The organism is Gottfriedia endophytica (assembly GCF_017814275.1).
Lineage (GTDB): Bacteria > Bacillota > Bacilli > Bacillales > Bacillaceae_G > Gottfriedia > Gottfriedia endophytica.
In genome coordinates, this window is the sequence record NZ_JAGIYQ010000002.1 from 341905 (window position 1) to 367668 (window position 25764).

Below are 25764 nucleotides of genomic sequence, written 5' to 3' on the forward strand. Positions count from 1 at the left end.
AATTACTCCCCCTCGATGACGAACGGCCGTTGTTCTCCTTGCTCATTCAATATTGTTGCCATTTGTTTCTCAACAGTATTTAGTTTTTCTTTACAAATCTGTGAGAGCATAACGCCTTCTTGAAAGTAAGCAATAGCTTTTTCAAGTGGAACATCACCTTGCTCTAGCTTTTGAACAATTTCCTCAATTTGTTTTATAGCTTCTTCAAATGATAATGTTTGTTCTTCCATTTTTTAACTCTCCTTTTTTCCAATTACTTCACAAAGAATTGTCCCATCTGTAACTTGTAAATCAAATGAATCTCCTTTTTCCACTTGACCAACATTTTTAATAAGTTCTTCACCATTTTTATAAGCTAATGAGTATCCTCTTGACATTACCTTTAAAGGACTCAGCGCATCGAGTTGATGGATTACTTTTTCCATGTTGTATTGTTTTTTCATCATTATTGACATTAATTCTTTTGTTAAAGAGGATGAAAGTTGCCCGTACTTTTGTTTTTCTAACTGTATTCGATTTTTAGGATGCTGGACAAATAAAGTAGATGAAAGTTCTCTAATTTGTAACCCTTTATCAGACAATATTTGTTTAAATGATCCTATTAAATCGTCATATGTACGATCATACCGTTCTTGTTTAGGATTTAGAAATGATTGCGGATTACGAAAAATATAAGATTCTTGTACATTATTTAATATAACTTGTTTTCGTTCTATGACTGTATTCATTGCCTTGGCCAAACGATTATCTAATGTACTAATTTGTTCTTGTAGCTCTCGTTGGCTAATAGACACTTGTTCTGCTGCAGCAGTTGGTGTCGCAGCTCTTAAATCAGCTACAAAATCTGAAATTGTTGTATCTGTTTCGTGTCCTACTGCCGAAATAATTGGAATTCGAGAGTTAAAAATAGCTCTAGCTACTATCTCTTCGTTAAATGCCCATAACTCTTCAATCGAACCACCACCACGACCAACAATTAATACATCAATTTCTGGAATGTTATTTGCAATATCAATTGATTTTACAATTGAATCGGGAGCTTGCTGACCTTGAACAAGTGTAGGTATTACAATTATCTTTCCTATTGGATATCTTCTTTGAATCGTTGTAATGATATCTCGAATAGCTGCACCTGTCGGAGAAGTGACTACTCCGATAACAGAAGGAAAAGAAGGAATCTTCTTTTTATACCGCTGATCAAAGAGTCCTTCTTCGTGTAATTTTTTCTTTAATTGTTCAAATGCAATATAAAGACTACCGATACCATCAGGTTGCATATTGTTAACATAAATTTGATAGCTACCGCTTTGTGGGTACACTGTTACTTCGCCTTGAACAATAACTTGCATTCCATCTTGTGGCTCAAATGCTATATTAACATTGTGCTGTCGAAACATTACTGCTGATATTCTCCCATTATCATCTTTTAAAGTAAAGTAAAAATGGCCACTTGATGAATGACGTTTAAAATTTGAAATTTCACCACGAAGAAGAATACTTTGTAAGTTACGGTCAGCTTGAAATTTTGCACGCAAGTATTTATTCAATGCAGATACTGTGATTGGTAACTGCTCTGCCATAAATATTCCTCATTTCAATTATTATTACTATACAATTTAATTAGTATCTTTCTATTGCATTTTAAAATTGGCCCAACTACCTTTGTTGCTATTTTAGAATGCGTTAAGTTGATTGGAACTCCAGGTTGCTCGCTTTCCTAGGGGCGGGCGGTGAGCCTCCTCGTCGCTATCGCTCCTGCGGGGTCTCACCTGTCCCGCTGCTCCCACAGGAGTCTCGCACCTTCCGTTCCAATCAACTTATTTATCAACAAACCTATTACAAAATCTTTTTAAAACAAAAATCTTTTAGAAATAATCCTAAAAATAATAGAAAACCCTTTGAATAATAAGTCAATAATACACTTTAGTCTTAATTACATTGTACTAGATATGTTTTCAATTACTTTAGCTGCTTTTACTGTATTATGCAGTAACATAGTAATTGTCATTGGACCTACTCCACCTGGTACTGGTGTGATGTATCCAGCAACTTCTTTTACTTCGTCAAAATTCACATCACCACAAAGCTTTCCATTTTCATCTCTGTTCATTCCAACATCAATAACAATTGCACCATCTTTTACATACTCTGCTGTAACGAATTTTGCAACTCCTATTGCGACAATTAGAATATCTGCTTGTTTTGTTAGCTCTGTTATATTTTTTGAACGAGAGTGTGTATATGTTACTGTTGCATTTTCATTTAAGAATAATTGACCTACTGGTTTCCCAACAATGTTACTTCTTCCTATGACAACAACATGTTTGCCACTAATCGAAATACCAGTTGTTTGAATCATTTTTAATATACCAAAGGGTGTACATGGTAGTAGAGCATCTTGACCAGTCATCATTCGCCCTATGTTAATTGGATGGAATCCATCAACATCTTTTAATGGAGAAATTGTTTCAATAACTTTTTTTTCTGAAATATGCTTAGGTAACGGTAATTGAACTAAAATACCGTGAATTTTGTCGTCATGATTTAACTGATTAACAATTTCTAAAAGTTTCTCTTCAGTTACACTTTCCGGTAATTCAATTACTTCTGAATAAACTCCAATTTCATTGCATGCTTTATGTTTGGAATTTACGTATGTACGTGATGCAGAATTATCCCCTACGAGAACTACTGCTAATCCAGGTGTAACACCTTGCTGAATTAATTCAGCGACATTTCCTTTTAAAGTTTCTTTCATCTGACTTGAAATTTCTTTTCCATTAATTAAATTAGCTACCATTTTAATTCCCCCTGATATATTATTGCTTTTCTTTATCTATTTAAAATTTAGATAGAACTGCATTAATAAACTTACTGGAGTCATCATCTCCGTAAATTTTCGCAATTTCAATTGCTTCATTAATTACTACACTCTTTGGTGCATCTTCTAAATAATTTATTTCAACTAATGCAATGCGAAGAATATTTCTGTCAACATTAGCTAATCGATCAATTGTCCAGCTTTCGATATTAGAGGCTAGTGTCTTGTCAATTGCTTCCTTGTTTTCTACATAATTAGTCACAATTAATGACAAGAAAGAGTCTTCCTTTTCTTCAGCTTCTTCTAATACATGTTGTAATGCATCAGTTGGATTTGCCTCACCTAAATCTATTTGAAATAATGTTTGTAATGCAAGTTCTCTAGCTTTTCTGCGTTTCATTCTTATATAACTCCTTTTAACCTAATTTCAATCAAAAATTCTATCTATAAAGTGGTAACTAATTTATTAACATGTTATTTTACCACTTTTTTTACGATGTTCCAACGGCTAACTAACATAAATCCCCTTTTTCTTATGCTATGTAATCTTTTATTTTCTAAGCAAGAACTTACACTCAACATCTTCTTTTTATTCATTTTACTAATATTATTCTTTGATTTCCACTAAAAAGTTTGTATTTTAATCATTTTTTTCAATTTTTCTCTATTTCTGCTTTAGTTATACCATTAAAAAACGAACATTATAAAAAATATATAAATAAAAAGGCAGTTTCCTTATACATTGATGCTATTTTAGTATGTATAAGTTGATTTCCACTCCAGGATGCTCGCTTTCCTAGGGGCGTGAGCTGAGCCTCCTCGTCGCATACGCTCCTGCGGGGTCTCAGCCTTCCCGCATTCCCCACAGGAGTCGAGCATCCTTCCGTTCCAATCAACTTCTGTCTTTTAAATTACAATTCCTAAAAGCAACTCTCTTAAAAAGGGCAAAAAAAAGAAGCTTAAATTATACGATAAGCATAATTTAAGCTTCTTTTACTTACATTAATGATCTGCAGGAAATTCTTGTTCAGGTTTTGAATCAAACTGTACACCTACAACATGTACATTTACTTCACTTAGTTGTAAACCTGTCATTGTTAATAGGGCTTGACGAATGTTGTCTTGAACATTTTGTGCAACTTTTGGAATTGCCACACCAAATTTCACAAGAATAAATACATCAACCTTAATTGCATCATCTGAGAGGTCTACGCGAACACCTTTACCATGGTTTTTCTTACCTAATCTTTCAACCATACCAGATGCAAAGTTACCTCTCATACTTGAAACACCGTCTACTTCTGAAGCGGCTAACCCTGCGATAACTTCAATTACCTCAGGTGCGATTTCGACACGCCCAAGTGAAGCTGAGCCCATTTCTAACATACTGTTTTCGTTCACAAAAATACCTCCCTTTTATCTCTTGGTTACAAGTTCATGTTCCTCGAGGAATTTTGTATTATAATGCCCTTTTACAAATATTTCATTTTGTAGCAGTTTTAAATGGAACGGAATTGTTGTATAAACGCCTTCCACTACAAATTCTTCTAGTGCTCTCTTCATTATAGCAATTGCTTCTTCTCTTGTCTTGCCATGGACGATAACTTTTGCAATCATTGAATCATAATATGGCGGAATTGTGTACCCTGAATAAACCGCTGAATCCACACGTACGTTTGGTCCTCCTGGTGGTAAATACGTAATAATTTTCCCTGGAGAAGGCATAAAATTCTTATCTGGATTCTCTGCGTTAATTCTACACTCAATTGACCAGCCTTTTAGAGACACATCTTCTTGTTTGTATTCTAACTTCATACCTTGTGCAACCTTTAGTTGCTCTTTTATTAAATCAATACCTGTAACAAATTCAGTTACTGGATGTTCTACTTGAATACGAGTATTCATTTCCATGAAATAAAAACTATTCGTTTGTGGCTCATAAATGAACTCAACAGTTCCAGCACCCCAATAATCTACTGCTTGTGCTGCTTTAACAGCTGCCTCACCCATTTTTGCACGAGTTGCCTCATCTAAAACAGGAGAAGGTGCTTCTTCAACAAGCTTCTGTAAACGTCTTTGGATTGTACAATCACGTTCACCTAAATGAATTGTATTTCCATGTTCATCAGCTAAAACTTGAATTTCTACATGGCGGAAATCTGTAATATATCTTTCTAAATATACTCCAGGATTACCAAATGCAGTTTGGGCTTCTTGTTGAGTAATTTGAATTCCTTTTTCAAGTTCTTCTACAGTTTTAGCGACACGAATCCCTTTACCGCCGCCTCCTGCAGTAGCCTTAATAATAACTGGATATCCTATTTGATTAGCAATTTCCTTTGCCTCTTCAATACCAGAAACAATCCCCTGAGATCCTGGAACAACTGGTACTCCTGCTGCTTTCATCGTTTCACGAGCAACATCCTTCGTACCCATTTTAGAAATCGAATCAGCTGTAGGACCAATAAATTTCACATTACACTCAGTACATAGTTCAGCAAAGCTAGCATTTTCAGATAAGAAACCATACCCTGGATGAAGGGCATCACAACCAGTTAACTTTGCAATACTAATTATATTTGTCATATTTAAATAACTATCTTTAGAAAGCTTCGGGCCAACACAATAAGCCTCATCTGCCATTTGGACATGTAGAGCCTCACGGTCACCTTCTGAATAAATTGCCACTGTTTCTATATTTAACTCTCTGCACGCTCGAATAATACGAACAGCAATCTCGCCACGATTGGCTATTAAAACCTTCTTCATAAATTCAATTCACCTACTCTTTAGAAATGCGGAAGCGTCCCGTTTATCTCCGACAGGCATTGGAGCCTTTACTAGTAGAAGCATGTTTTTTGCTTCAACTAGTAAAGGTGAAATGACCGAGGAGATGGACGCTGCAGCTAGACAATACTGAAATGCGGAAGCGACTTGTTCACCTCCGGTAGTCGCTTTAGCAAATAGGAATAGAAGTGTGATTTTCACTTCAATTCCTATTTGTGAAACGGCCGAGGAGGTAGTCGCTGCAGCTAGACAATACGAAATGCGGAATGAACTTACTTAGGTTTAGCTATGCTAACTATTGTAGCAATAACCAGTCAAAGCATGTAAATAACTTTAACTGGTTATTGTAAATAACTAAGAAGTAGTTCTTCCTATTTTCCTTATTCCTTTTTCCCTTTAATTAAGCCTTTACTAAGAATAAAGGCTGTCCAAATTCTACAAGTTGTCCATCTTTAACAAGGACTTCTACGATTTCACCTTGTACTTCTGCTTCAATTTCATTAAATAATTTCATAGCCTCTACGATACATACAATTGAGCTATCATTTACTTTGTCTCCAACACTAACATAATTTGCTGCGTCTGGCGATGGAGAAGAATAGAAAGTACCAACCATTGGAGAAGTTATTTTATGTAAGTTAGCATCTTCAACTTTTGCAACTTCTTCAGCTGCTTTTGGTTCTTCAACAATTTTTTCAATTGTAGCAACTGATGTAACTGTTGGTTGAGCAATAATTTCTTGTTTAGCTACTGGTGCTGGTACAAATGTAGAAACAACTTGTGCATCTACACCTTTTTTCATTTTTACGATTGCCCCATTTTCTTCATATTCGAACTCATTAATTGTAGATTGATCAATCAATTTGATTAATTCACGGATTTCATGTATTTTCATAATTTCACTCCTTAACGCTTATAACTTAATCTTATAACCTAATACTAAAGTTTTCAATAGGGTATTTTTTTTAGTGTCCTGACTATCTATTTTACACAAAAAAAACAACCTCTATAACGAGGTTGTAAATGAATCTTATTTTGTTTGGAAATCCACTTCAACTAATTTTTCTCCTAGTTCACTTCTTGTCATTTGAATAATATCATTTGCAGCCTTTCTACTATGTGTTTTAGATTTAACAGTAACTCGAACTTCATTATCGTTTGCTTGAACTAAAGCATCTTTATACCCTGCACTTTTAATCATTTCTTCAACGTTCTGTTCCTTAGCTGATAATGCTTCAAGAGTTTGTACCTTTGATAATGCTTCACTTTTTTGTTGTGCAGTAGCAGTTGCTGAATCGACTACTGATTTATATTCCTCAATTTGTTGACTACGAGTATCTTCTTGATCCATTCTTTGTTTTTCCATTACTTCATCAGCATTGATAGCGTTTTGTTTTTTAGCTGTTGGTTTTGTTTTTTCTGAAGACTTGTTTGACGTTTCCTTCGTTTTATCAGAATTAACATTAGAAGTAGAATCTAATGAAGATAGATCTTGTTTACCTGACATTTTCATAAAATTAGCAGTATTTGTTTGATTAGGTGTCGTAACATAATAGACTGATAGAACCACTACTAAACTCAACATTGTTAATAACCAAATTGTTTGTCTTTTCATTTTTCCATTTCCTCCTAAGGTTTAATTTTTGGGTTGTACTGATACTCGATAACTGGGTACATCTAGTAATCTTGTAACAGCTTCTCGAATCATATGTTTTATTACTAAATTCTCTGCACCTTTTGCAACTACAAGAACACCACGGATTTTTGGCATTTCTGTTTGCACTAGGACAGGAGACCCCTTACTTCCATCATTTACAATCACAAGAGATTGCTCTTGTGATTGATCTTCGATGTTTCTTTTACCACCTTGCTTGTCTATTTCTTCTGTTGTTTGTGTACGATTGGTTTCATTCACTTGGTATACTTTTTTCTCTGTACTATCTACATTAACTACTACAGTTACATCTTTCACTCCAGCAATATTACCGAGCGTATCTTTTAATTGTTGTTCATATTTTTTTTCGTATTCGATTATGTTATTAGATGATTTTTTATTTTGATTAAAGGCTTCAACACTTTGTTCTTGCTGAGTTACATTTGCGGTTGTTTCTTTTGCAACTGGTTGAAGCATATCATTCGTTTTTTGGTTGGAGTTTGAAAATAAATTCCCTGCGACCATCCATCCAATTCCTAAAACTAATAAGGCTAGTACATATTTTTTCGATAATTTTATCGGTAGATTCTGTTTAGGTTGGTTTTCCGGATCACTATCTCCTTTTAGAAATTGGGTTAATTTTTGATAGCCTTTTTTATTTTTCATTAATTTTTCACTCCCCTCCTTCCAATTGAATGTCTATTTGCTTTTCATCTAGTTGCCATTTAATTGCTAAAAACTGCCTGATATCATTTTTTAGCTGTTTGTTGCTGTCCATTTCAGTTGGTTCACTAGAATTAATACTCACTTCTTGAACAGGTTGTACATCATTTGACTGAGATTGATTTTTCCCGATCGTTACGATGACTTTCGAAACATCAGAAGGACTATTTATTGATGACTTTTTCTCATCAACTTCTAGTGAAACTGTATCGATTTGTTGTTTAAATTCTTTTGAAAAACTCTTTTCTACACTTTTTTTCATTTGGACAGCCATCTGATTTAAAATATATGCACGTTCTGTTGCTTCTATATCTTTTTTCTTATTATTTATTTCATTTTTTATTGAACCGTCAGCTTGCAACGTTTTAGATTGATAGGTTCCTAGTACATCTTTTATATTCACTTTAAAAATTTGAAAAATTGGTTGTAGCATCATTACAATTAACAGTAAACTAGCAACGAATTTTACATATTTTGCCAGACTCGAGTTCGGAATAAGCATCATGACTAATGAAGCAACTAAAATAAAGACAATAATATTCGAAATCCATTGAACAAAAAATTGCATCTCATCACCTACCTAAACATTACGACTATATTTCCAGCCGCAATAATTAATGTCATACTTAAAAAGAACATAAGAGAGACGATGGATAAACAGACAAATAAGTAGATGACACTTTTTCCGATCACATCAATCGTACTAATAATTTGTTTACTACCAACAGGTTGAAGTACAGCTGCAGAAAACTTAAAGATTAACGCAACAGTTAAAATTTTGATAGCTGGGAAAACAATGATTCCAAGTAATACTACTAGCCCTACTATTCCTACAGTATTTTTTAATAACAATGAAGCACTAATTACAGTGTCAGTTACGTCAGCAAATACCTTACCTACTACCGGAATAAAATTGCTTGATACAAATTTTGCAGTTTTTACAGCAACTCCATCCGTTACAGCGGTGGTCATTCCTTGAACTGACAGTACTCCGAGAAAAACGGTTAGAAATATCCCTAGAACTCCGACAGCAGTATTTCGTATAAGATTAGCTAATTTAGTAACTTGTAGTTCTTCATTTATGATGCTTACAATGCTTAGAATCGTTGAAACGAGGATCAAAGGAAGAATAAAATAGGTTACGAGTAAACTGCTCGTTTGCATTAGAAAAATAAGAATTGGATGAAAAAACGAAACAGAAATGACGCCTCCAGAAGTTGCTATTAATGCTAGTAGAATTGGCACCAACGCATACAAAAAGTTAATCATGAGTGAAATCGCTTCTTGCGTTGCACTCGACGCTACATAAAAACTATTTAATGCAAAAACAACTAGCACAAGAAAAACTACACTATCAGCTATTTTACTTACATTGCTTTTTTCAAATGCGTTTTGTAATGATTTTAATAGAGAACTAAAAATAACAAGCATAATAAGAGTACCTAGTATTTTCCCATTACTAACTAGTTCGTAAAATAAATACTTAAAAAAAGCAATAAACCATTCCTGAATTGAAAATTGCTTGTCTCCCTTAATAAAATCAACAAAATTTCCTTTTTGACTTTCAGGTAAAAAACCACCGTATTTTGTGACAACATCATCCCAATACTTCTGTACTTCATCGATTCCTAATTTTTGTATTTGTTGATTTACAATTTCAGATGAAGGAGATGAGGCTTGTACCGTTTTTGGAATAAAAAAAAGGAGAATAGCAAATAGGATCATGTAAATACTTTTTCGCCTCATTAATGAGTCCCCTCTCTCTTTATTAAACACTTGGCAAAAAGCTTAATATCGTTTCAATCAAAGCAGTTAAAATTGGTACAGCTAAGACAAGAATCAATACTTTTCCTCCAAGTTCTATTTTGGAAGCAATGGATCCTTGGCCAGCATCTTTCGTAATTTGCGCCCCAAATTCAGCAATATAAGCTATTCCAATAATTTTCAACAGCGTTTCAACATACACATTTTTCACATTTGCGTGGAGTGCTAATTTTTGAATTTCGTCGAGTAAGTATTGAACTTTATCTAGCAAAATAAGAAACAGGACACAACTGACAAAAATGGTTACAGCTAAATTAAATTTACTTATTTTGTATTCATTTAATAGTAGAACTAAAAATGTAGCACATAGTCCTAATCCTACAATTTTGATTATTTCGATGGGAACCACACCTTTCCATTAGTGAAACAGGAAGACATCCTTGACCTTATCAAATAATTCACCTACTTTTAAAATCACTTGTACTAAAACAACAATGAATGCTGCTAATATTGTCCAAGTAGCAAAATCATCTTGACCAGCCTTTTTTAAAACGGTACTTATGATCGCAGCTAAAACGCCAATTCCTGCAATTTGAAAAATTAAAGAATAGTTTAAAATCATAAATGATTCCCCCTAAATAAGTAAAATAATCAGTAGTAGCCCTGTTAACACGCCTAATGTTTTTGCCATCCTGTCATATTTTTGATGGTTTTCAAGCGCTTCTTGTTCTTCCCGCTCTAAATGCCGTAAAGCTAGTACAATTTGTTTTTGTTGTGAGTGTTTATCATGCATCCCAAGAGTTTCACCAAACTGCATTAAAATCTCGAGATCTTTTTGTTTTAATGAGACATTTTTTTTATAGTGTTCAAGACATTCCATCCATGCCAATTTAGTAGACTCCGCACCATTTGCTAAAACATCTGAAAAATGAAGTAAAAACTCTCTTAATCTTCCATTCATCTGGTCAGCAATTCGCCTACATGCATCTTGTAATGGTAATTGACTATACATTATTTCAGCTTCAAGTGATTGAAGTGTCAGTTTCCATGCGCGGATTTGCTTTGTTCGATCAGTTAATTGTTTTGCAAAATAAAAACCAAACCATGAAGTTGCAAACAGTATAAAAACCGCTCCAATCCACTTCATTTATGGTTCACCGTCCTTTTGAAAAGCAAGCTATCTCCCTTAAAGTCTTTAACATTCACAACAGTTCCAGGAAGTGGAGCGTTGCTCATTTCAATAAAACGCTGAAATGCTCCCTGTAAAAATAGTGGCTGAAGTGATGGTCTTCGCTTTACTTCTTCAAGAGAATAACCATGTACGGTAACAATTAATTGAACACCTGCAAAAATAGCTTCCATTACTGCTTCTACATCTTCCTTTTTACCAATTTCGTCTACTAAAATCACAGATGGGCTCATCGAACGAACTAGCATCATCATACCTTCAGCTTTCGGACAGGCATCTAACACATCTATTCGTTCTCCAAATGTGTATTGAGGAACGCCTTTCACGCAGCCAGCAATTTCAGAGCGTTCATCTACAATTCCCACTTTTAAGGGATATATATTTAAGTTTTGATTCCCCATACTCATCAAACGAGCAAAATCTCTCAATAAAGTTGTTTTACCAGCTTGAGGAGCACCTATTATCATTGTATTTTTCCATGTCCCATCATATAGATACGAAGAATATTTTTCAGATATGCCTATTTTCTCTCTAGCGATTCGAAAATTATATGAAGCAACATCACGTATCATTTTGACATGTCCACCTTCAGTTACTACTCTTCCCGCAAGTCCAACACGGTGACCACCTTTTATTGTGATGTATCCTTTTTTCAACTCTTCTTCAATGGTATAGATGGAATACTGGCTAAGTTTACTTAATATTTGTTGCCCTTCTTCCTCACTAACGATGTAAGGGATAAAACTTGATTGTCCCCCTCGAATGACCTCTACTGGGCGATCGATTCTTATTCTTATTTCTTCTATTTGTTCAAGATTTATGAAGAATCTTTCTAAACAACCACATAATTCTTTTGAAAAAGTATGTAGTACTTCTTTCATCTACAACCTCTCCCTTACTTAAAAACAGCTAGTAAAATTAAAAATACGCCACATAAAACTAGTACAAATCGCATCGGCTCTAATTGACTCGCCACTCCTACAACACCAATTGTCATTGTAGAAATTAGAATAATTGGACCAATTGTAGCTAAAATACTATTTACTGCTACTGCTTTTTTGATGTCATTCAAATATAAAATTGTAAAAGCTGCTAATAACTCCGCACTTCCCCCAAAGACTCGAAGAAGCCCCATACTTAATACCATTTTGTCCATTGATTGAATCCAATCTTTCATTGTTTACACACCTTTACGTAGTCTTTGTACAACCTATGCTAAAATTGTTGTTTTCAGAAGAGAAATTTAGTAGTTTATTTCTTTTTCAGCGAAAACAAAAAAGCTAGTTTTGTGTAAGATCACACAAAACTAGCTTTTTAATGAATTATTATATAGGCTGTTTTCTTAAACAATGTTGCTATTTCAGTATGTGTAGGTTGATTTCCACTCCAGGATACTCGCTTTCCTAGGGGCGTGAGCTGAGCCTCCTCGTCGCATACGCTCCTGCGGGGTCTCACCCTTCCCGCATTTCCCACAGAAGCCCTTCATCCTTCCGTTCCAATCAACTTCTGTCTTACTATATTAGAAACCTAAAAGCAAAGATCTTTTAGAAAAAAAACCATTATTTAAACAGAACATATCCAAAGAAAATTAACACCATGATTAATTGGAGCACAGCTTTTGCAACAGAGCTGCTCAAGAATGATAATACAGTAGCCCAAGCAGCTTTTAGAGCATCTATATTGGATTTTCCTTGAACTTTTTCTGTTAAATAAACGGAGATAAATGGGACAATTATTAAACCAAACGGAGGAAAAATAAAAGAGCCTATAATAACAGATAGACACCCTACCCGTTCACCTGTCTTTGAACTACCATATTTTTTTAGAAAATAATAATTCGCAAAAAAGTCTGCTGCAAAAATAAAAATCGTAAAAATCGCCATAATCAACCAAAATGAAATACTTAACGGATTTTTATTAATTCCAAAGTAGTAGATTAGGAAGCCGATCCATAAAACAGGCACACCTGGAATGATTGGTTTTATTAATGCGATAAAAGAAAAAACAAAACATGTAAGGAGAAGAATCCAGCAAATTACGCTTATTAACATTTATGTACTCCTTTCAATAAAATGATTATGGTGTTTAATTGGTTTTCAACAAATCACCTTTTCAAAAACAACAATCTTTTAGAAAATAGCTTTAACTTATTAATATTATTTTAGGCTAACTATTGTGAGGTAACTTAATTAGTATCTGCAGATGTTGTAAAAAAACAAGAGATAAAAAAAAGACGCCACTAATAGTAGCAGCGTCCATTTTCATAATTATTTTGCACGTGAAACGTAAGAAGATTCAGTAGTATTAATAATTAATACTTCACCTTCGTTAATGAAGATAGGAACTTGAACAACTAAACCAGTTTCTAATGTAGCAGGTTTTGTAACGTTAGAAGCAGTATCACCTTTAATACCAGGTTCAGTTTCAACTACTTTTAATTCTACAGTATTTGGAAGTTCAACACCTAATACTTCTGTATCAAATGACATAATATATACTTCCATGTTTTCTTTTAAGAATTTAAGTTCGCGTTCAATACTTACTTCTGGAAGTTCAATTTGCTCATATGATTCATTATCCATGAACACGTGTTGATCACCACTTGCATATAAGTATTGCATTTTACGATTTTGAATGTGAGCTTTCGCTACTTTTTCACCAGCACGGAAAGTTTTTTCTTGAACCGCACCTGTACGTAAATTACGTAATTTAGAACGAACGAATGCTGCACCTTTACCAGGCTTAACATGTTGGAAATCGATTACTTGCCAAATTCCTCCATCAGTTTCAATTGTTACGCCTGTACGAAAATCATTTACTGAAATCATTTAAAAATCCTCCTAAAAATTCAGGTGTGTCTTCAAACCTTTATAAGTTAATGGTTCTTAATTCACCTTACAAAAATTCAATACCATTTCTATATAATAAAATAAAATGCAATGTTTGGGTAGTAGGATTTATAATCAATGGCTATTTTCGTATAATTGTTGCTTTTTTAGAATACGTTAGTTGATTACAACTCCAGGTTGCTCCCTTTCCGCGTGGCGTGATCTAGCCTCCTCGGCAAGCCTGCGGGGTCTCAGCCTTCCCGCTGTTCCCACAGGAGTCTCGCACTTCCGCCCGAATCAACTCTTTCTTTAAAATTAAAAATCTCAAAAGCAACAATTTTTTAGAAAAGAGCCTTGGAAAAGAGTCTAATCAATTAAAGAATTATCAACTCTTTTGTAGAACTCATTAAGTTTTCGTTGCCACCATCTTTAACAATTAAATCGTCTTCAATTCTTACTCCACCTAAACCTGGAATATAAATACCTGGTTCGCAAGTAACAATCATATTTGGTTGTAGAATTATATCAGAGCGGAAATTTAGACCTGGTCCTTCGTGAACTTCTAAGCCAATACCATGACCTGTTCCATGCCCGTAATATTCCCCAAAACCTTTTTCTGTAATATAATCACGTGTTAAAGCATCTGCTTCCTTACCAGTAATTCCTGCTTTAATACCACGAACACCTTGCATTTGCGCTTCTAATACGATTTCGTAAATATTTTTCAATTCTGGATGTGGTTCTCCAACTGACACTGTACGTGTCATATCAGAAACATATCCTTTATAGTATGCTCCGAAATCTAACGTTACAAAATCACCTTTTTCAATTACTTTCTCAGATGCTCTACCATGAGGAAGTGCTGAACGTACACCAGATGCAACAATTATATCGAAAGACGAAGATGTTGCTCCTTGTTTACGCATAAAAAATTCTAATTCATTCGAAACTTCAAGTTCAGATTTCCCTGGACGGATAAAATCTAAAATATGTGCAAAAGCCGCTTCTGCAATGTTAGCCGCTTCTTTAATAATTTTTATTTCATCTTCTGTTTTTATTAAACGTAGTTCTTCTAAAATTCCTGAAACTGGTGAAAATTCTGATTTTACAACCGAACGATAAGTAGCATATTCTGAGAAAGTTAAATGGTCTTGTTCAAAGCCTAGCTTTGCTAAACCTAATGCTTCAGCTTGTCTTGCAACTTCATTTGGAATAGAGCCTTCATGCTTAACGATTTCAAAGCCTTTACATTCATTATTAGCTTGTTCAATGTATCTAAAATCTGTTATAAATAGCGCTTTTTCCATTGTAATTAAAGCGACACCTGAAGAACCTGTAAAATTAGAGATAAAACGACGATTATATGTACTTGTAATTAACAGACTATCCAAACCTTTTTTTGCTAATTCTTCTCTTAGTTTTGCAATTTTAACCATACTATTTCTCTCCCCTCGTTTTTTGCATTAAGGCTAATAATGCAAGTTCATAGCCATAAATGCCTAACCCAACAATTTGACCTTCAGTGACTGGTGATATAACTGATTGATGCCTGAATTCTTCTCGCTTATGAACATTTGAAATATGTACTTCTATAGTAGGTACTGAGATACTAGCAAGCGCATCTCTAATAGCATAACTATAATGGGTAAACGCACCTGGATTAAAGATGATCCCATTATATAAACCATTAGCTTCATGAATTCGGTCAATTAGCTCGCCCTCATGATTCGATTGAAAACAATCAACTGATGAGTCATTTTCTATTGCTACCTTTTGCACTTGTTCCTCTATGTCTTTCAAAGTAGTAGAGCCGTAAATAGAAACTTCTCGTTTCCCAAGCATATTCAAGTTAGGTCCATTTAGTAACAAGAATTTTCCCACTTCTTTTTCCCCACCTTACCTAATGCAATTACCACTTTATTTTACCATATGACCTTCTATTTTGAATAGCCACGCAAATAGGACGCTTCTTCATGAAAATTAAAAGAAACGGAATATGTAATAAAGGTACCATATAAAACATAAAAACATATGCTTGTTACAATTGTATCAGAAGAATAATCTTTAATTGGTTTTAAATCAAATAAGACCTGGCCTAACAGAACAAAAAGCAATAACCATATAAAAAAACCGTAAAAGATTCCTGGCCACACTCCCATCCATTTTCGTCCAATAAAATAATAAATAATCGCAAATAAAATAGAGACAATTCCAAATAGTACAATGCATAAAAGTTGTCCCCAAACACCGTTAATCCAGTTTCCAAGAGAAACTTTTCCTAAAATAAAATTAGGACTAATTTGCATAAAATCGAAAATAGATGCTATGTAAACAAAAACATTCCAAAATACCCCTCCGAAAAAACCAATAAATGCTATTTTCTTCAAATCAAACGGCTCATGTTTTGGAGAGCCACTTTTATTCTGTCCTTGATTGCCATTTTGCTCTAGATTAGTTAATTGTTCTGTCACTTCTGTCTGATTTTGATTCAATTGTTTTTTCATTACTCTCACCCTTTTCTATAGCAATTTCCATAAAATAGTATGTCCAAAATAAAAAAAACAAATAAATAATGTTTAAAATGTGAAAAATCGGAAAAAATAAAAAATATTTTTCATAATTCTCTCAGCTTATACTTGCACCACTATTGAAATAACATTTACAATAAAAAGAAAAACTTATCTAGTTTAAATCGATAATAGGTTGGTGGCAACATGAGAGAAAAGAAGAAAGCCGTATATGGTGGCCAAGCAATTGTTGAAGGAGTTATGTTTGGCGGAAGAAAACATGCAGTATCAGCAATTCGAAGAAATAATGGAGAAATAGAATATTATAAAGAACCTTTGCAAACAAATGCTACTTTACAAAAACTGAAAAAAATCCCATTTGTCCGTGGAATAGTTGCCATCATTCAGGCAAGTATAAACGGATCAAAGCATTTAAATTTCTCATCGGAAAGATATGAAGTTTCTCCTGAGGATGATGAAAAAATAGCGATTGAAAAAGCTAATCAAAAAAATACAATAGCAACATATCTAGGAATCTCAGTACTAGCTGTATTATCTTTTCTCATCGGAAAAGTAATATTCACTTTAGTACCTGTTTTACTAGCTACTACACTTAAATCATTTTTTTCAACCGATTTCGAGCAAGTCATTGTTGAAAGTCTTATTAAATTACTTTTGCTATTAACTTATATTTACTTAGTGTCATTAACACCTTTTATTAAACGCGTTTTTCAATACCATGGTGCAGAACATAAAGTAATCAATGCATTTGAAAATAATCTCCCATTAACAGTGGAAAATGTTCAATCACAATCAAGACTACATTATCGCTGTGGTAGTAGCTTTATATTATTTACAGTTGTTGTAGGAATGTTTATTTACTTCCTAGTTCCAACTAATCCACTTTGGCTAAGAATAATTGACAGATTATTGCTGATCCCTGTTGTCTTAGGAATTGCGTTTGAAGTATTACAGTTTACTAACTTATTACGAAACATACCGGTATTAAAATGGTTAGGTTACCTTGGTCTTTGGTTACAACTATTAACAACAAAAGAGCCAAGTAACGATCAAGTTGAAGTATCAATCGCTTCTTTTAATTACCTTTTATCACTAGAAAAAAATCATGATGAGAAAATTTTAGAATTTTTAAAAAATAATCAACTTCAGTCTTAATTTGTAATAAAATAAAAGAAAAACCTTTTATCCCGTATTAACGGGCAGTATAACCCCCACCCCAAGATTGAGAGAGAGACGAACATGATAGGTGGGGGATAACTGCCCATAAAAGCCCGATTGGGCGGGCTAACCATCAGTGGGGGATGAACCCCCCCACTGACGGAAGTTTCACTTTATAAAATTCACTTTCAGTTTAACAGTCATTGCTTTTGGACTAATCATAAATTTTAAAAATTGATATTTTCTAATTAATAATGGAGAGTTTGGGGGTGCTTGTGTGAATAGACGAATGTTTTCATCAATTTCTTATATAATCATTGCATTAGCACTATTCGGTTTGTTTTCTAGTTTAATTGAAAATCCAATGAAATTTTTACAGCGTGGATTACTTTTTGGCCTTGTGCTACTGGTTCTTTATTTGTTCTATAGGATGTTTACGACATCTACTACTACTCGTTCAGATCATGATGCTTATAGACGGGCAGCAAAAAAAACTGTAAAGAAATATACTACTAAATCTAATAGCTTAAAAAAACCATTAATTAAAAATAGTAAAGCAAAATCAATGAGTAAAAAACCAGTATCTACCCCACTCTTAAAGAAAAAAAGTAAAGACACAAGTCATTTAACTGTTATTGAAGGGGAAAAAGGGAAAAAGAAAAACCGAGCTTCATTATAGGAGCTCGGTTTTTTAGTTCTCATTTTCTTCATTTGTTTTTTGTATGATTCTTAACTGATCAACACGTAATTTATCTTCCTCAAAAAATTGTACAAGGTCTCCAATTCGATCAATTGATTCCCAGCTTAAATGATGCTCCATACCTTCAACATCTTCATAAATCTTTGATTCATCAACGCCAATAATACGTAAAAATTGCTCAAGTAAAAAGTGACGTTCAACTAATCTTTTCCCTGTTTTTTTACCTTTTTGAGTTAAAATAAGCCCACGATATTTCTCATAAATTAAATAATCATCTTTATCAAGTTTTTGCACCATTTTAGTAACCGAAGATGGATGTACAGACAATGCTTCAGCTATATCCGACACACGTGCATAACCCTTGTCTTTTATTAATAAATAAATTTGTTCAATATAATCTTCCATACTTGGTGTAGGCATCGTCTTCCCCCAACAAAGTTATTCACACATAACAGTCCGTTACAATATGTATCATTAAAATTTTACACCACAAACAGAAGCATTACAAGGTAGAAAAGCGGAGGAGCCTTGATTATCTCCGACAGACGTTGGAGCAATAAGTAAGAGAAGGGTGCTTTTCCCCTTCACTTACTTATTGTGAAACGGCCGAGGAGATAGGCTCAGGAGCTAGACAGACGAAAAGTGGAAGCAACCCGCTTATCTCCGAAAGACGTTGGAGTAATAACCAAATGAAGTGCGCTTTTCACTTCAATTGGTTATTATGAAACGGCCGAGGAGATGGTTGCTGGAACTAGACACAAGAAAAGCGGAGGTGGCTTGTTTACCTTCGACAGACATTGGAGCAAATAGCAAGAGAAGGGTGGTTTTTCCCTTCACTTGCTATTTGTGAAATGGCCGAGAAGGTAGCCGCTGTAGCTAGACAGATAGAAAAGCGTAGGAGCCTTGATTATCTCCGACAGACGTTGGAGCAATAAGTAAGAGAAGGGTGATTTTTCCCTTCACTTACTTATTGTGAAACGGCCGAGGAGATAGGCTCAGGAACTAGACAGACGAAAAGCGGAAGCGGCTTGCTTACCTTTGACAGACATTGGAGCAATTAACAAACTAAATGCGCCCTTTACCTCAATTAGTTAGTGACATAAAAAAGGTAATTCATTAGAAATAAACTAGTGAATTACCTTTTTTAAATTAAATTTTGAAAAAGAAGTTAAATTAGTCTCATAGTTTTTTAACTACAATCCCAATTATATAGTACATGAGAAAAATCTAGTTTTTCCAAGTCTTCTTTTGAGATGAAAAAGTTTGCTACACCACAATCTCCCCACATGATGTCATTCTCATCATCCGTATCAATTTGAAGAAGAAGTATTTCATGAGTAGTGTCATCTTGGTATTCACGCGGATCTGTTTGAGTGAAATATGGATAGCCACCAATTTTGTGACCACTACCATCAAAAATATCACTACAAAGCTCCCACATGTCTGTAATTTCACCATTTACTTCTACTTCTTCGTCAAGGTCGATCACTCCATCTGTTAACATTTCAAAACGATAATCTGTCATTGAAATGTATTCAGAATCGAGCTGGAACTCAAGAGCATATTCCCCTTCAAACGGTAAGTAGTCCTCACCTATTTCCATATACGAAAAATCAGTTCTCAATAAATTTAAATCATTTGTAATATCTGAATGATATATTACTCGAAAGTTTTTTTGTGAAGTTGGATCATCGAAATCTAATCCATATACATCATCTTTCTGACTTATGTAAAACTGAAGAATTCCTTTTGCTGGAAAATGTTCTAATGCAGGAAATTCTTCAAAATTAAGTTGAGCAAGCAGCATCATCGGTATATTTTCGGCATCACATGGATGGTCGAATCCAATTGGTAAATAAGGATCCCCTCCGAATTTACTTTGAAAAAGAGCTGTTTTACTTTTTTTAGCTGTTACACGAATCAAGGGACGGACACTTTTTTCAATGATTTCTTTCGCATGTTGCAATTGGTTCGGTATAGTTATTTTCATTTTTTCGCCTCCTATTGTGCAAGTAATATCCTACATATTTTAGTTTAGCACAGGCAAAAGGCATAAGCTTCTCAAAAAAAGAAAAGTAGATGAGTCTACTTTTCTTAAAAAAAATATATTAACTAATCATTTTCTCAACACAAAACTAAGTAAAATACAGTATTTCTCAATTTGGTGAAAGTTTCATGAAATGTAAATGAAACAACTTATAACTTTATTTTCTTAAGTTCCAGCTATCACTTGAATATTTCTCAGCTGCTAATTGTAGAACTTCCTCTTCCTGCTCTTTTGTTAATTCATATGGAACAAGCTCAACTTCTAAACCTTCTTCAAATCCTTTTTCAAACGCGATGTATAAATCTTCCATTTGGAATGGTTTTTCACTCTCAGCATTAATCCAAGTAGCACGTTTCAAAAAGCGCTTTTTCATTTTTTCTTTAACTTCTTCTGATGAAAATACAAATAAATCATATAATAAGTCTGCATCAATATTTAGCGGAATTGATCCATGCTGTAAAATAGATCCTTTTTGACGAGTTTGAGCACTCCCAGCAATTTTTTTATCATTCACTACTACTTCATACCATGATGGAGCATCGAAACATACTGCAGATCCTGGCTTTTTCAGTTCATTTTTTTCCACTTCTGATTTTGGAATAGAAAAAGCTGCTGGTAAATTTAAATGTTCAAATCCTTTAAGAATCCCCATTGAAATTACTCTATATGCTTCAGTTACAGTTTCAGGCATATTCGGATAATTTTCAGGAACAATAACACTATAAGTTAATTCATCATCATGAAACACACTACGTCCACCAGTTTGTCGTCTAACAAAGTCTGCGTCATTTTTTTTCACAGCTTCAAAATTAATCTCAGCTGATTTTTGGAAATAGCCAACAGTTACAGTTGGGCGTTCCCACTCGTAAAATCTTAATGTTGGAGCAAAATCCCCTTCACTCTGCCATTTAATAATGCACTCATCTAAAGCCATGTTATAGCTTCCTGGTTTAACTCCACTATTTATAAAATTCCATTTTGGTTTTGACATGTTGTTTTCCCCTATCAATATAAGATATTTTTCACAAATTATTAGAATGGTTATTGCACATTTTGTCGAAGGACTTATAATTAAAAAAGAAGTTATTTGAAAGGTGTTGAAATGTTTTGCAAACTTTCTTATCAATCTTAGCAGTTCTCCTAGGTATCATTGTATACTCAACTGTTATGTATTTCTACCAAAAACGCTTAATTAAAACTCTTTCGGAAGAGGAATTCCGAGCTGGCTTTAGAAAAGGTCAATTAATTGATATACGTGACCAAGACGACTTTAAAGCTGGACATATTTTAGGAGCACGTAACATTCCTTTTGCACAAATGAAGCTTCGTGGTAAAGAAGTTAGAAAAGATCAACCAGTTTTTCTTTATGATCAAATGGGTGTTCGCCCAGGTCAAGCTGCACGTATTTTGAAAAAACAAGGTGTTAATGAAATCTACCAATTAAAAGGTGGATTCAAAGGATGGAACGGTAAAATAAAAAAAGGTCTTTAGAAAAAAGCTTGAGAGAAATCTCAAGTTTTTTTCTATTGAACCACATTTTAAGATTGCAAGTCAAAATGACTTTAAAATACATACTAAGACTGATTATACGTGATTTGCAAAGACGAATCGTACCCAAAAGTATAGAACTGTAAGAGTAAATAGAACCGTCGGAGGTATAACAATAAATGTTACTTTCATATATTTACTCCAGCTCATTTTTATTTTTGATTTTTTTAATATATGCATCCATATTAAGCTAGCCAAAGTACCCATTGGTAATAATAATGAACCAATGTCACTTCCAATAATATTTGCTAAATATACTGTCTTTACTGTTATAGGGTCTAGTCCCATTTCAGTTAATGTAAGTGTTCCAATCATTAAGGCCGGGTGATTGTTAAAAATGTTAGAAAGAACGGAAAGAACAAATCCCATCACTAAGCTAGCATTAAAAATACTACTTGAAACAATAGGACCTAAAACATCGATGATATACTTCGTAAACCCAAGGTTATGAAGTCCGTAAACAATTACATACATTGAAAATGCGAAGATTAAAATGTGCCAAGGTGTTTTCACTAAAATATCGAAAGGTTTTAATTTCAGCTTGTACCATCTCCAACCAAGCAATACAAATGACCCCATAACAGCTACAATTTCCACCGGTATTCCAAAATATGATGCGACAAATAAACTACATCGGACTATAAAAACAAATAGTAATATTTTTTTCATAAATGTTGATTGTGCTTTTTCAATGTCCTTATCCATTTCGCTTTTCAATGGATGAGCAGATGTAATCACATAGTTTTCATCTAATTTAATATAAACAACCGGAAGTTTTTCTGGAATATCTTTTTTAAGTACGAGAAATAGTAAAGTTGCCATAAATAATAATCCTATTGTTCCTGGTACGAACATCATGGCTGTATGCATATAAAGTGTCATGTGAACAATTTTTAATGCGATCAAGTTAACAATATTACTTACACCAATAGGAGCACTTGATGCTGTAGCGATTAGAGCACCACTTAATAGGTAGGGAACTTTTTGATGAGGTTTTAGTCTTAATTTATTTAAAAGAAGAATTAAGATAGGAGTTGTTATTAAAATACTTCCGTCGTTATTAAAAAACAATGTCATCAAAAAACAGAGTAGATTCGTGTTCCAAAACAATCTCATTCCTGATCCTTTTGATCGATTATACAACTGAATAGCAACCCAATTGAAAAATCCAAAGCTTTCAAGAACAATTGCCATAACTATTGTAGCCATAATGGTGATCGCTGCACCTGTAACGGTTGTACCGATTTTTCCTAAATCAGCTAACGATACACTACCACTTAGTATAACAATGATTGCGCCGATAGAAGCTGGAATCGCTTCATTCATCCCTCTGGGTCGCCAAAAAATCATAATCATTGTCAATAGAAATGCTAAAACTGTCAAAAAAATTTGTGCATTCATGACTCATATCATCCTTTTATTATTTTTGATCGATATTTTTAGGAATTTACCTATTAAATATCAAATCTATCTTTTGTACTACCAATATATGAGTCCTTATTCATTCTTGCCCTAAACTAGTAACCATTTTTTATTATTTAAAAATAACAAAAATTTAATGAATAGGTTTTTAATACTTAATGACAAATCGCCATTATAGTTTCTTATCCATACAAGATTAATATCATTACATGATAGATTATCTTTATCAGGAAAATTGGGGAGACGTCTATAAAATTTGTTAAATTAACCTTTTTTAATCATACAAAATGTTATGTTCATCCAATCAACTATAGATAAAATATCCTCTTTTTATCTAAGAGCTTTTTCACTTACACATAATTTTCCATATTCTTTCAAAACAAGAAATTATCAATATAGTAATAATATTTTTTAAGGCTGTTTTCGTATATATTGTTTCAATTTAAGAATGCGTTAGTTGATTACAACTCCAGGTTGCTCGCTTTCCGTGGGGCGTGAGCTGAGCCTCCTCGGCAAGCCTGCGGGGTCTCAGCCTTCCCGCTATTCCCACAGGAGTCTCGCACCTTCCATTGTAATCAACTTCTGTCTTTAAAAATAAAAATCTCAAAAGCAATAATTTTAGAAAAAAGCCTTTTTTAAACTACAATTTCCCAGAGAACACTAAATTCTACTATCTTTTCGTTGAAGAATTGTAGCAAACATCCTTACTTTTATACTAGATTGATTAATGTGTCACTTGATTATTTAATCTTTGTAATTCCTCATCTATCTTTTTCACATCAATTCTCTCAAATAGTGGCTTCACATTACAAAATTTGATTGATGAAAGATTAATTGCCTCCCATTTCATTTCAGTAATACCTAACATTGCTCTTACTTCACTACTTGAAAAAGGTAGGAACGGAGCTAATAGTTGTGATAAATTTGCTATTACAAAAAGACAACTAGCCATTGTATTCTTACAATCTTCCGGATGATCATTGATTTGTTTCCAAGGCTGCTCTTTATCAAAATATTTATTGGCTAATCGAATAAATTCGAATACTTCTTCTAATGCATTTTTAAATTGAGTTTGTTCAATCAACTGACCAACTTTATCATAAAGCTCATTTACTATTTTATTAATAGGGGCATTCACATCCCCCACTGGAATGTTTCCATCATAGTATTTTTCGAGAAACTTTAATGTTCGATTGACAAAATTACCATACGCACCCAATAATTCACTGTTATGACTGTATATAAATTCCCACCATGAAAAATCAGTATCACGATTTTCTGGCGCATTAATTGTTAGGAAATAGCGAATTGAATCTGGGTGATATCTTTCTAGGAAATCTGGAACCCAAACAGCCCAATTTTTACTCGTCGAAAGCTTCTTTTTCTCAAGTGTTAAATATTCATTCGAAACGATGTGAGTAGGAAGTGCAGCATTTCTGATTCCTGTCAAAATAGACGGCCAAATAATTGTATGAAAAGGAATATTGTCTTTTCCATGTACATAATATGATTTGGTATTTTTCAACCAAAAAATCTCATTTTCAAAATCTGATTCATTCGCCCATTGTTTACTTGCGGAATAATATCCTGAAACAGCTTCAATCCATACATATATCTTTTTTTCTTCATATCCTTTAACAGGTACACTTACACCGTTTGGTAGATCCCTTGATACAGCTCGATCATGAAGACCTTCTCTTAAATATCTTTCTGTCAATTGAATCGCGTTCGAACGCCAGTTTCCATTTACTTTAGAGAATTCAACATATCTTTCAAGTTCTGGCTGCAATTTACTTAATTCAAAATAAAAATGTTCTGTCCTCCTGATCATAGGAGAGTTTCCACATAAACTACATTTTCTATTAATTAAATCAAGAGGATCTAGTATAGTCGAACAGTTATCACATTGATCTCCACGTGCATGTTGACCGCAATTCGGACAAGTCCCTTCGACATATCGATCAGGTAAGAATTGGCTACACTCATCACAATATGTTTGTTCAATTTCTTTTTTATAAATCAGTCCATTTTCAATTAATTTTAAAAATATTCCTTGCACCGTTTGGTGATGCTCTAGTGTATCTGTTCGAGTATAGTAATCAAATGAAAACCCTAACCTTTTAAAGTTTTCTTCGAATTCTTGATGATATCGATCCGCAATTTCTTTTACTGAAACATTTTCTTGTTTCGCTTTGATTGAAATTGGCGTTCCATTGCAATCACTGCCTGAAACGTATAAAACTTTTTCCTTTTTTAAGCGGTAATATCTAGCTAAAATATCTCCTGGTAAAAGAGATGCAATATGCCCTAAATGTAACGAGCCATTTGCATATGGCCAAGCTCCACCAATAAAAATACTCATCCTTCTCATCCTCCTGATTTTTTGATATAAAACAAAAAACCTCGCCCTTATCTCAAATAGATAAGGACGAGGTATATAAACTCTCGTGGTACCACCTTAATTCACAATGCACTTACGTACAATTGCCTTAACAAGTACGGAGCAATAAAAAACTCTTATACTGTGACTTTGATAACAAGTGTCAACACTTGTCGTAGCCTACTTGTATGAATCATACGTTCAGTACGAAGCTC

29 protein-coding genes and 1 other annotated feature (1 of these 30 only partly in view) are annotated in these 25764 nt (G+C 33.8%); of the genes, 3 read left to right on the forward strand and 26 right to left on the reverse strand.

Annotated elements, in window-relative coordinates:
- Positions 1-2: 2 nt before the first annotated feature.
- The 21 genes from J5Y03_RS04305 to J5Y03_RS04405 all read right to left on the reverse strand — a co-directional run bounded on the left by J5Y03_RS04305 (position 3) and on the right by J5Y03_RS04405 (position 16270).
- Positions 3-230, reverse strand: a complete 228-nt coding sequence (locus J5Y03_RS04305) for an exodeoxyribonuclease VII small subunit (protein WP_209402883.1) — start codon at positions 228-230, stop codon at positions 3-5.
- 3 nt (positions 231-233) lie between these two features.
- On the reverse strand, positions 234-1580 hold the full coding sequence (gene xseA / locus J5Y03_RS04310) for an exodeoxyribonuclease VII large subunit (RefSeq protein ID WP_209402885.1): 1347 nt from the start codon (positions 1578-1580) through the stop codon (positions 234-236).
- A 353-nt stretch (positions 1581-1933) separates the two neighbouring features.
- Positions 1934-2800 (reverse strand): bifunctional methylenetetrahydrofolate dehydrogenase/methenyltetrahydrofolate cyclohydrolase FolD, encoded by an 867-nt coding sequence (gene folD / locus J5Y03_RS04315; RefSeq protein WP_209402887.1) that lies wholly within the window; start codon positions 2798-2800, stop codon positions 1934-1936.
- 40 nt (positions 2801-2840) lie between these two features.
- Positions 2841-3221, reverse strand: a complete 381-nt coding sequence (gene nusB / locus J5Y03_RS04320) for a transcription antitermination factor NusB (RefSeq protein ID WP_209402889.1) — start codon at positions 3219-3221, stop codon at positions 2841-2843.
- Positions 3222-3823: 602 nt separating this feature from the next.
- A complete protein-coding gene (locus J5Y03_RS04325; RefSeq protein WP_209402891.1) occupies positions 3824-4222 on the reverse strand; it encodes an Asp23/Gls24 family envelope stress response protein in 399 nt (132 codons plus the stop codon).
- A 15-nt stretch (positions 4223-4237) separates the two neighbouring features.
- Positions 4238-5590: an acetyl-CoA carboxylase biotin carboxylase subunit gene (accC, locus tag J5Y03_RS04330; protein ID WP_209402893.1), complete on the reverse strand. Its 1353-nt coding sequence runs from the start codon at positions 5588-5590 to the stop codon at positions 4238-4240.
- A 418-nt stretch (positions 5591-6008) separates the two neighbouring features.
- The gene (accB, locus tag J5Y03_RS04335; RefSeq protein WP_209403145.1) at positions 6009-6506 is read right to left on the reverse strand and encodes an acetyl-CoA carboxylase biotin carboxyl carrier protein; all 498 of its coding nucleotides are present in this window, start codon (positions 6504-6506) and stop codon (positions 6009-6011) included.
- Positions 6507-6638: 132 nt separating this feature from the next.
- Positions 6639-7223, reverse strand: a complete 585-nt coding sequence (locus J5Y03_RS04340) for a SpoIIIAH-like family protein (RefSeq protein ID WP_209402895.1) — start codon at positions 7221-7223, stop codon at positions 6639-6641.
- Between the two features lie 21 nt (positions 7224-7244).
- The gene (gene spoIIIAG / locus J5Y03_RS04345; RefSeq protein ID WP_209402897.1) at positions 7245-7928 is read right to left on the reverse strand and encodes a stage III sporulation protein AG; all 684 of its coding nucleotides are present in this window, start codon (positions 7926-7928) and stop codon (positions 7245-7247) included.
- A 7-nt stretch (positions 7929-7935) separates the two neighbouring features.
- Complete coding sequence (gene spoIIIAF, locus J5Y03_RS04350) at positions 7936-8553, reverse strand: stage III sporulation protein AF (RefSeq protein WP_209402899.1); 618 nt, start codon at positions 8551-8553, stop codon at positions 7936-7938.
- Positions 8554-8561: 8 nt separating this feature from the next.
- Positions 8562-9731, reverse strand: a complete 1170-nt coding sequence (gene spoIIIAE / locus J5Y03_RS04355) for a stage III sporulation protein AE (RefSeq protein ID WP_209402901.1) — start codon at positions 9729-9731, stop codon at positions 8562-8564.
- A gap of 22 nt (positions 9732-9753) precedes the next feature.
- Positions 9754-10140, reverse strand: a complete 387-nt coding sequence (spoIIIAD, locus tag J5Y03_RS04360) for a stage III sporulation protein AD (protein ID WP_209403147.1) — start codon at positions 10138-10140, stop codon at positions 9754-9756.
- A 27-nt stretch (positions 10141-10167) separates the two neighbouring features.
- Positions 10168-10371 carry a stage III sporulation protein AC gene (gene spoIIIAC / locus J5Y03_RS04365; RefSeq protein ID WP_209402903.1) on the reverse strand — a complete coding sequence of 68 codons (204 nt, stop codon included), beginning with the start codon at positions 10369-10371 and terminating at the stop codon, positions 10168-10170.
- Between the two features lie 12 nt (positions 10372-10383).
- Positions 10384-10896 (reverse strand): stage III sporulation protein SpoIIIAB, encoded by a 513-nt coding sequence (gene spoIIIAB / locus J5Y03_RS04370; protein WP_209402905.1) that lies wholly within the window; start codon positions 10894-10896, stop codon positions 10384-10386.
- Entirely contained in the window at positions 10893-11819 is a 927-nt protein-coding gene (gene spoIIIAA / locus J5Y03_RS04375; RefSeq protein ID WP_209402907.1) for a stage III sporulation protein AA, read from the reverse strand. Before spoIIIAA ends, spoIIIAB begins: the two co-directional genes overlap by 4 nt.
- A gap of 14 nt (positions 11820-11833) precedes the next feature.
- Positions 11834-12115, reverse strand: a complete 282-nt coding sequence (locus J5Y03_RS04380) for a YqhV family protein (protein ID WP_209402909.1) — start codon at positions 12113-12115, stop codon at positions 11834-11836.
- A 382-nt stretch (positions 12116-12497) separates the two neighbouring features.
- Positions 12498-12983, reverse strand: a complete 486-nt coding sequence (locus tag J5Y03_RS04385) for a DUF456 domain-containing protein (protein ID WP_209403149.1) — start codon at positions 12981-12983, stop codon at positions 12498-12500.
- 222 nt (positions 12984-13205) lie between these two features.
- Positions 13206-13766 carry an elongation factor P gene (efp, locus tag J5Y03_RS04390; RefSeq protein ID WP_209402910.1) on the reverse strand — a complete coding sequence of 187 codons (561 nt, stop codon included), beginning with the start codon at positions 13764-13766 and terminating at the stop codon, positions 13206-13208.
- 374 nt (positions 13767-14140) lie between these two features.
- Positions 14141-15202, reverse strand: coding sequence for a M24 family metallopeptidase (locus J5Y03_RS04395; RefSeq protein ID WP_209402912.1), 1062 nt, complete (start codon positions 15200-15202; stop codon positions 14141-14143).
- Between the two features lies 1 nt (position 15203).
- Complete coding sequence (aroQ, locus tag J5Y03_RS04400; RefSeq protein WP_209402914.1) at positions 15204-15647, reverse strand: type II 3-dehydroquinate dehydratase; 444 nt, start codon at positions 15645-15647, stop codon at positions 15204-15206.
- Positions 15648-15703: 56 nt separating this feature from the next.
- Positions 15704-16270, reverse strand: a complete 567-nt coding sequence (locus tag J5Y03_RS04405; protein WP_209402916.1) for a YqhR family membrane protein — start codon at positions 16268-16270, stop codon at positions 15704-15706.
- A gap of 210 nt (positions 16271-16480) precedes the next feature.
- Between J5Y03_RS04405 and J5Y03_RS04410 the strand changes: the two genes are divergently transcribed.
- Positions 16481-17449, forward strand: coding sequence for a DUF1385 domain-containing protein (locus J5Y03_RS04410; protein WP_209402918.1), 969 nt, complete (start codon positions 16481-16483; stop codon positions 17447-17449).
- A gap of 280 nt (positions 17450-17729) precedes the next feature.
- Positions 17730-18131 carry an SA1362 family protein gene (locus J5Y03_RS04415; protein ID WP_209402920.1) on the forward strand — a complete coding sequence of 134 codons (402 nt, stop codon included), beginning with the start codon at positions 17730-17732 and terminating at the stop codon, positions 18129-18131.
- 12 nt (positions 18132-18143) lie between these two features.
- Here J5Y03_RS04415 and mntR read toward each other — a convergent pair whose 3' ends face one another.
- The 3 genes from mntR to J5Y03_RS04430 form a co-directional block, all read right to left on the reverse strand.
- Positions 18144-18572 carry a transcriptional regulator MntR gene (gene mntR / locus J5Y03_RS04420; RefSeq protein WP_209402922.1) on the reverse strand — a complete coding sequence of 143 codons (429 nt, stop codon included), beginning with the start codon at positions 18570-18572 and terminating at the stop codon, positions 18144-18146.
- Between the two features lie 769 nt (positions 18573-19341).
- A complete protein-coding gene (locus tag J5Y03_RS04425; protein ID WP_209402924.1) occupies positions 19342-20142 on the reverse strand; it encodes a YwqG family protein in 801 nt (266 codons plus the stop codon).
- A gap of 214 nt (positions 20143-20356) precedes the next feature.
- Positions 20357-21190: a lipoate--protein ligase family protein gene (locus tag J5Y03_RS04430; RefSeq protein ID WP_209402926.1), complete on the reverse strand. Its 834-nt coding sequence runs from the start codon at positions 21188-21190 to the stop codon at positions 20357-20359.
- A gap of 176 nt (positions 21191-21366) precedes the next feature.
- Here J5Y03_RS04430 and J5Y03_RS04435 point away from each other — a divergent pair, with 176 nt between their 5' ends.
- Positions 21367-21690: a rhodanese-like domain-containing protein gene (locus J5Y03_RS04435; protein ID WP_209403151.1), complete on the forward strand. Its 324-nt coding sequence runs from the start codon at positions 21367-21369 to the stop codon at positions 21688-21690.
- 93 nt (positions 21691-21783) lie between these two features.
- On the opposite strand, the gene J5Y03_RS04440 is transcribed toward J5Y03_RS04435, so the two are convergent.
- Together J5Y03_RS04440 and metG are read right to left on the reverse strand one after the other, a co-directional pair.
- Entirely contained in the window at positions 21784-23148 is a 1365-nt protein-coding gene (locus tag J5Y03_RS04440; protein WP_209402928.1) for an arsenic transporter, read from the reverse strand.
- Between the two features lie 745 nt (positions 23149-23893).
- On the reverse strand, positions 23894-25531 hold the full coding sequence (gene metG, locus J5Y03_RS04445) for a methionine--tRNA ligase (RefSeq protein WP_209402930.1): 1638 nt from the start codon (positions 25529-25531) through the stop codon (positions 23894-23896).
- A 59-nt stretch (positions 25532-25590) separates the two neighbouring features.
- Positions 25591-25764, reverse strand: a binding site (T-box leader) (it continues 99 nt past the right edge of the window).

Bases quoted from the DNA above. Each gene is read 5' to 3' on its own strand.
- J5Y03_RS04305 (WP_209402883.1), bottom strand. From the start codon at position 230: ATGGAAGAACAAACATTATCATTTGAAGAAGCTATAAAACAAATTGAG.
- xseA (WP_209402885.1), bottom strand. From the start codon at position 1,580: ATGGCAGAGCAGTTACCAATCACAGTATCTGCATTGAATAAATACTTG.
- folD (WP_209402887.1), bottom strand. From the start codon at position 2,800: ATGGTAGCTAATTTAATTAATGGAAAAGAAATTTCAAGTCAGATGAAA.
- nusB (WP_209402889.1), bottom strand. From the start codon at position 3,221: ATGAAACGCAGAAAAGCTAGAGAACTTGCATTACAAACATTATTTCAA.
- accC (WP_209402893.1), bottom strand. From the start codon at position 5,590: ATGAAGAAGGTTTTAATAGCCAATCGTGGCGAGATTGCTGTTCGTATT.
- J5Y03_RS04340 (WP_209402895.1), bottom strand. From the start codon at position 7,223: ATGAAAAGACAAACAATTTGGTTATTAACAATGTTGAGTTTAGTAGTG.
- spoIIIAG (WP_209402897.1), bottom strand. From the start codon at position 7,928: ATGAAAAATAAAAAAGGCTATCAAAAATTAACCCAATTTCTAAAAGGA.
- spoIIIAF (WP_209402899.1), bottom strand. From the start codon at position 8,553: ATGCAATTTTTTGTTCAATGGATTTCGAATATTATTGTCTTTATTTTA.
- spoIIIAE (WP_209402901.1), bottom strand. From the start codon at position 9,731: ATGAGGCGAAAAAGTATTTACATGATCCTATTTGCTATTCTCCTTTTT.
- spoIIIAC (WP_209402903.1), bottom strand. From the start codon at position 10,371: ATGATTTTAAACTATTCTTTAATTTTTCAAATTGCAGGAATTGGCGTT.
- spoIIIAB (WP_209402905.1), bottom strand. From the start codon at position 10,896: ATGAAGTGGATTGGAGCGGTTTTTATACTGTTTGCAACTTCATGGTTT.
- spoIIIAA (WP_209402907.1), bottom strand. From the start codon at position 11,819: ATGAAAGAAGTACTACATACTTTTTCAAAAGAATTATGTGGTTGTTTA.
- J5Y03_RS04380 (WP_209402909.1), bottom strand. From the start codon at position 12,115: ATGAAAGATTGGATTCAATCAATGGACAAAATGGTATTAAGTATGGGG.
- efp (WP_209402910.1), bottom strand. From the start codon at position 13,766: ATGATTTCAGTAAATGATTTTCGTACAGGCGTAACAATTGAAACTGAT.
- J5Y03_RS04395 (WP_209402912.1), bottom strand. From the start codon at position 15,202: ATGGTTAAAATTGCAAAACTAAGAGAAGAATTAGCAAAAAAAGGTTTG.
- J5Y03_RS04405 (WP_209402916.1), bottom strand. From the start codon at position 16,270: ATGAAAAAACAATTGAATCAAAATCAGACAGAAGTGACAGAACAATTA.
- J5Y03_RS04410 (WP_209402918.1), top strand. From the start codon at position 16,481: ATGAGAGAAAAGAAGAAAGCCGTATATGGTGGCCAAGCAATTGTTGAA.
- mntR (WP_209402922.1), bottom strand. From the start codon at position 18,572: ATGCCTACACCAAGTATGGAAGATTATATTGAACAAATTTATTTATTA.
- J5Y03_RS04425 (WP_209402924.1), bottom strand. From the start codon at position 20,142: ATGAAAATAACTATACCGAACCAATTGCAACATGCGAAAGAAATCATT.
- J5Y03_RS04430 (WP_209402926.1), bottom strand. From the start codon at position 21,190: ATGTCAAAACCAAAATGGAATTTTATAAATAGTGGAGTTAAACCAGGA.
- J5Y03_RS04435 (WP_209403151.1), top strand. From the start codon at position 21,367: ATGTATTTCTACCAAAAACGCTTAATTAAAACTCTTTCGGAAGAGGAA.
- J5Y03_RS04440 (WP_209402928.1), bottom strand. From the start codon at position 23,148: ATGAATGCACAAATTTTTTTGACAGTTTTAGCATTTCTATTGACAATG.
- metG (WP_209402930.1), bottom strand. From the start codon at position 25,531: ATGAGTATTTTTATTGGTGGAGCTTGGCCATATGCAAATGGCTCGTTA.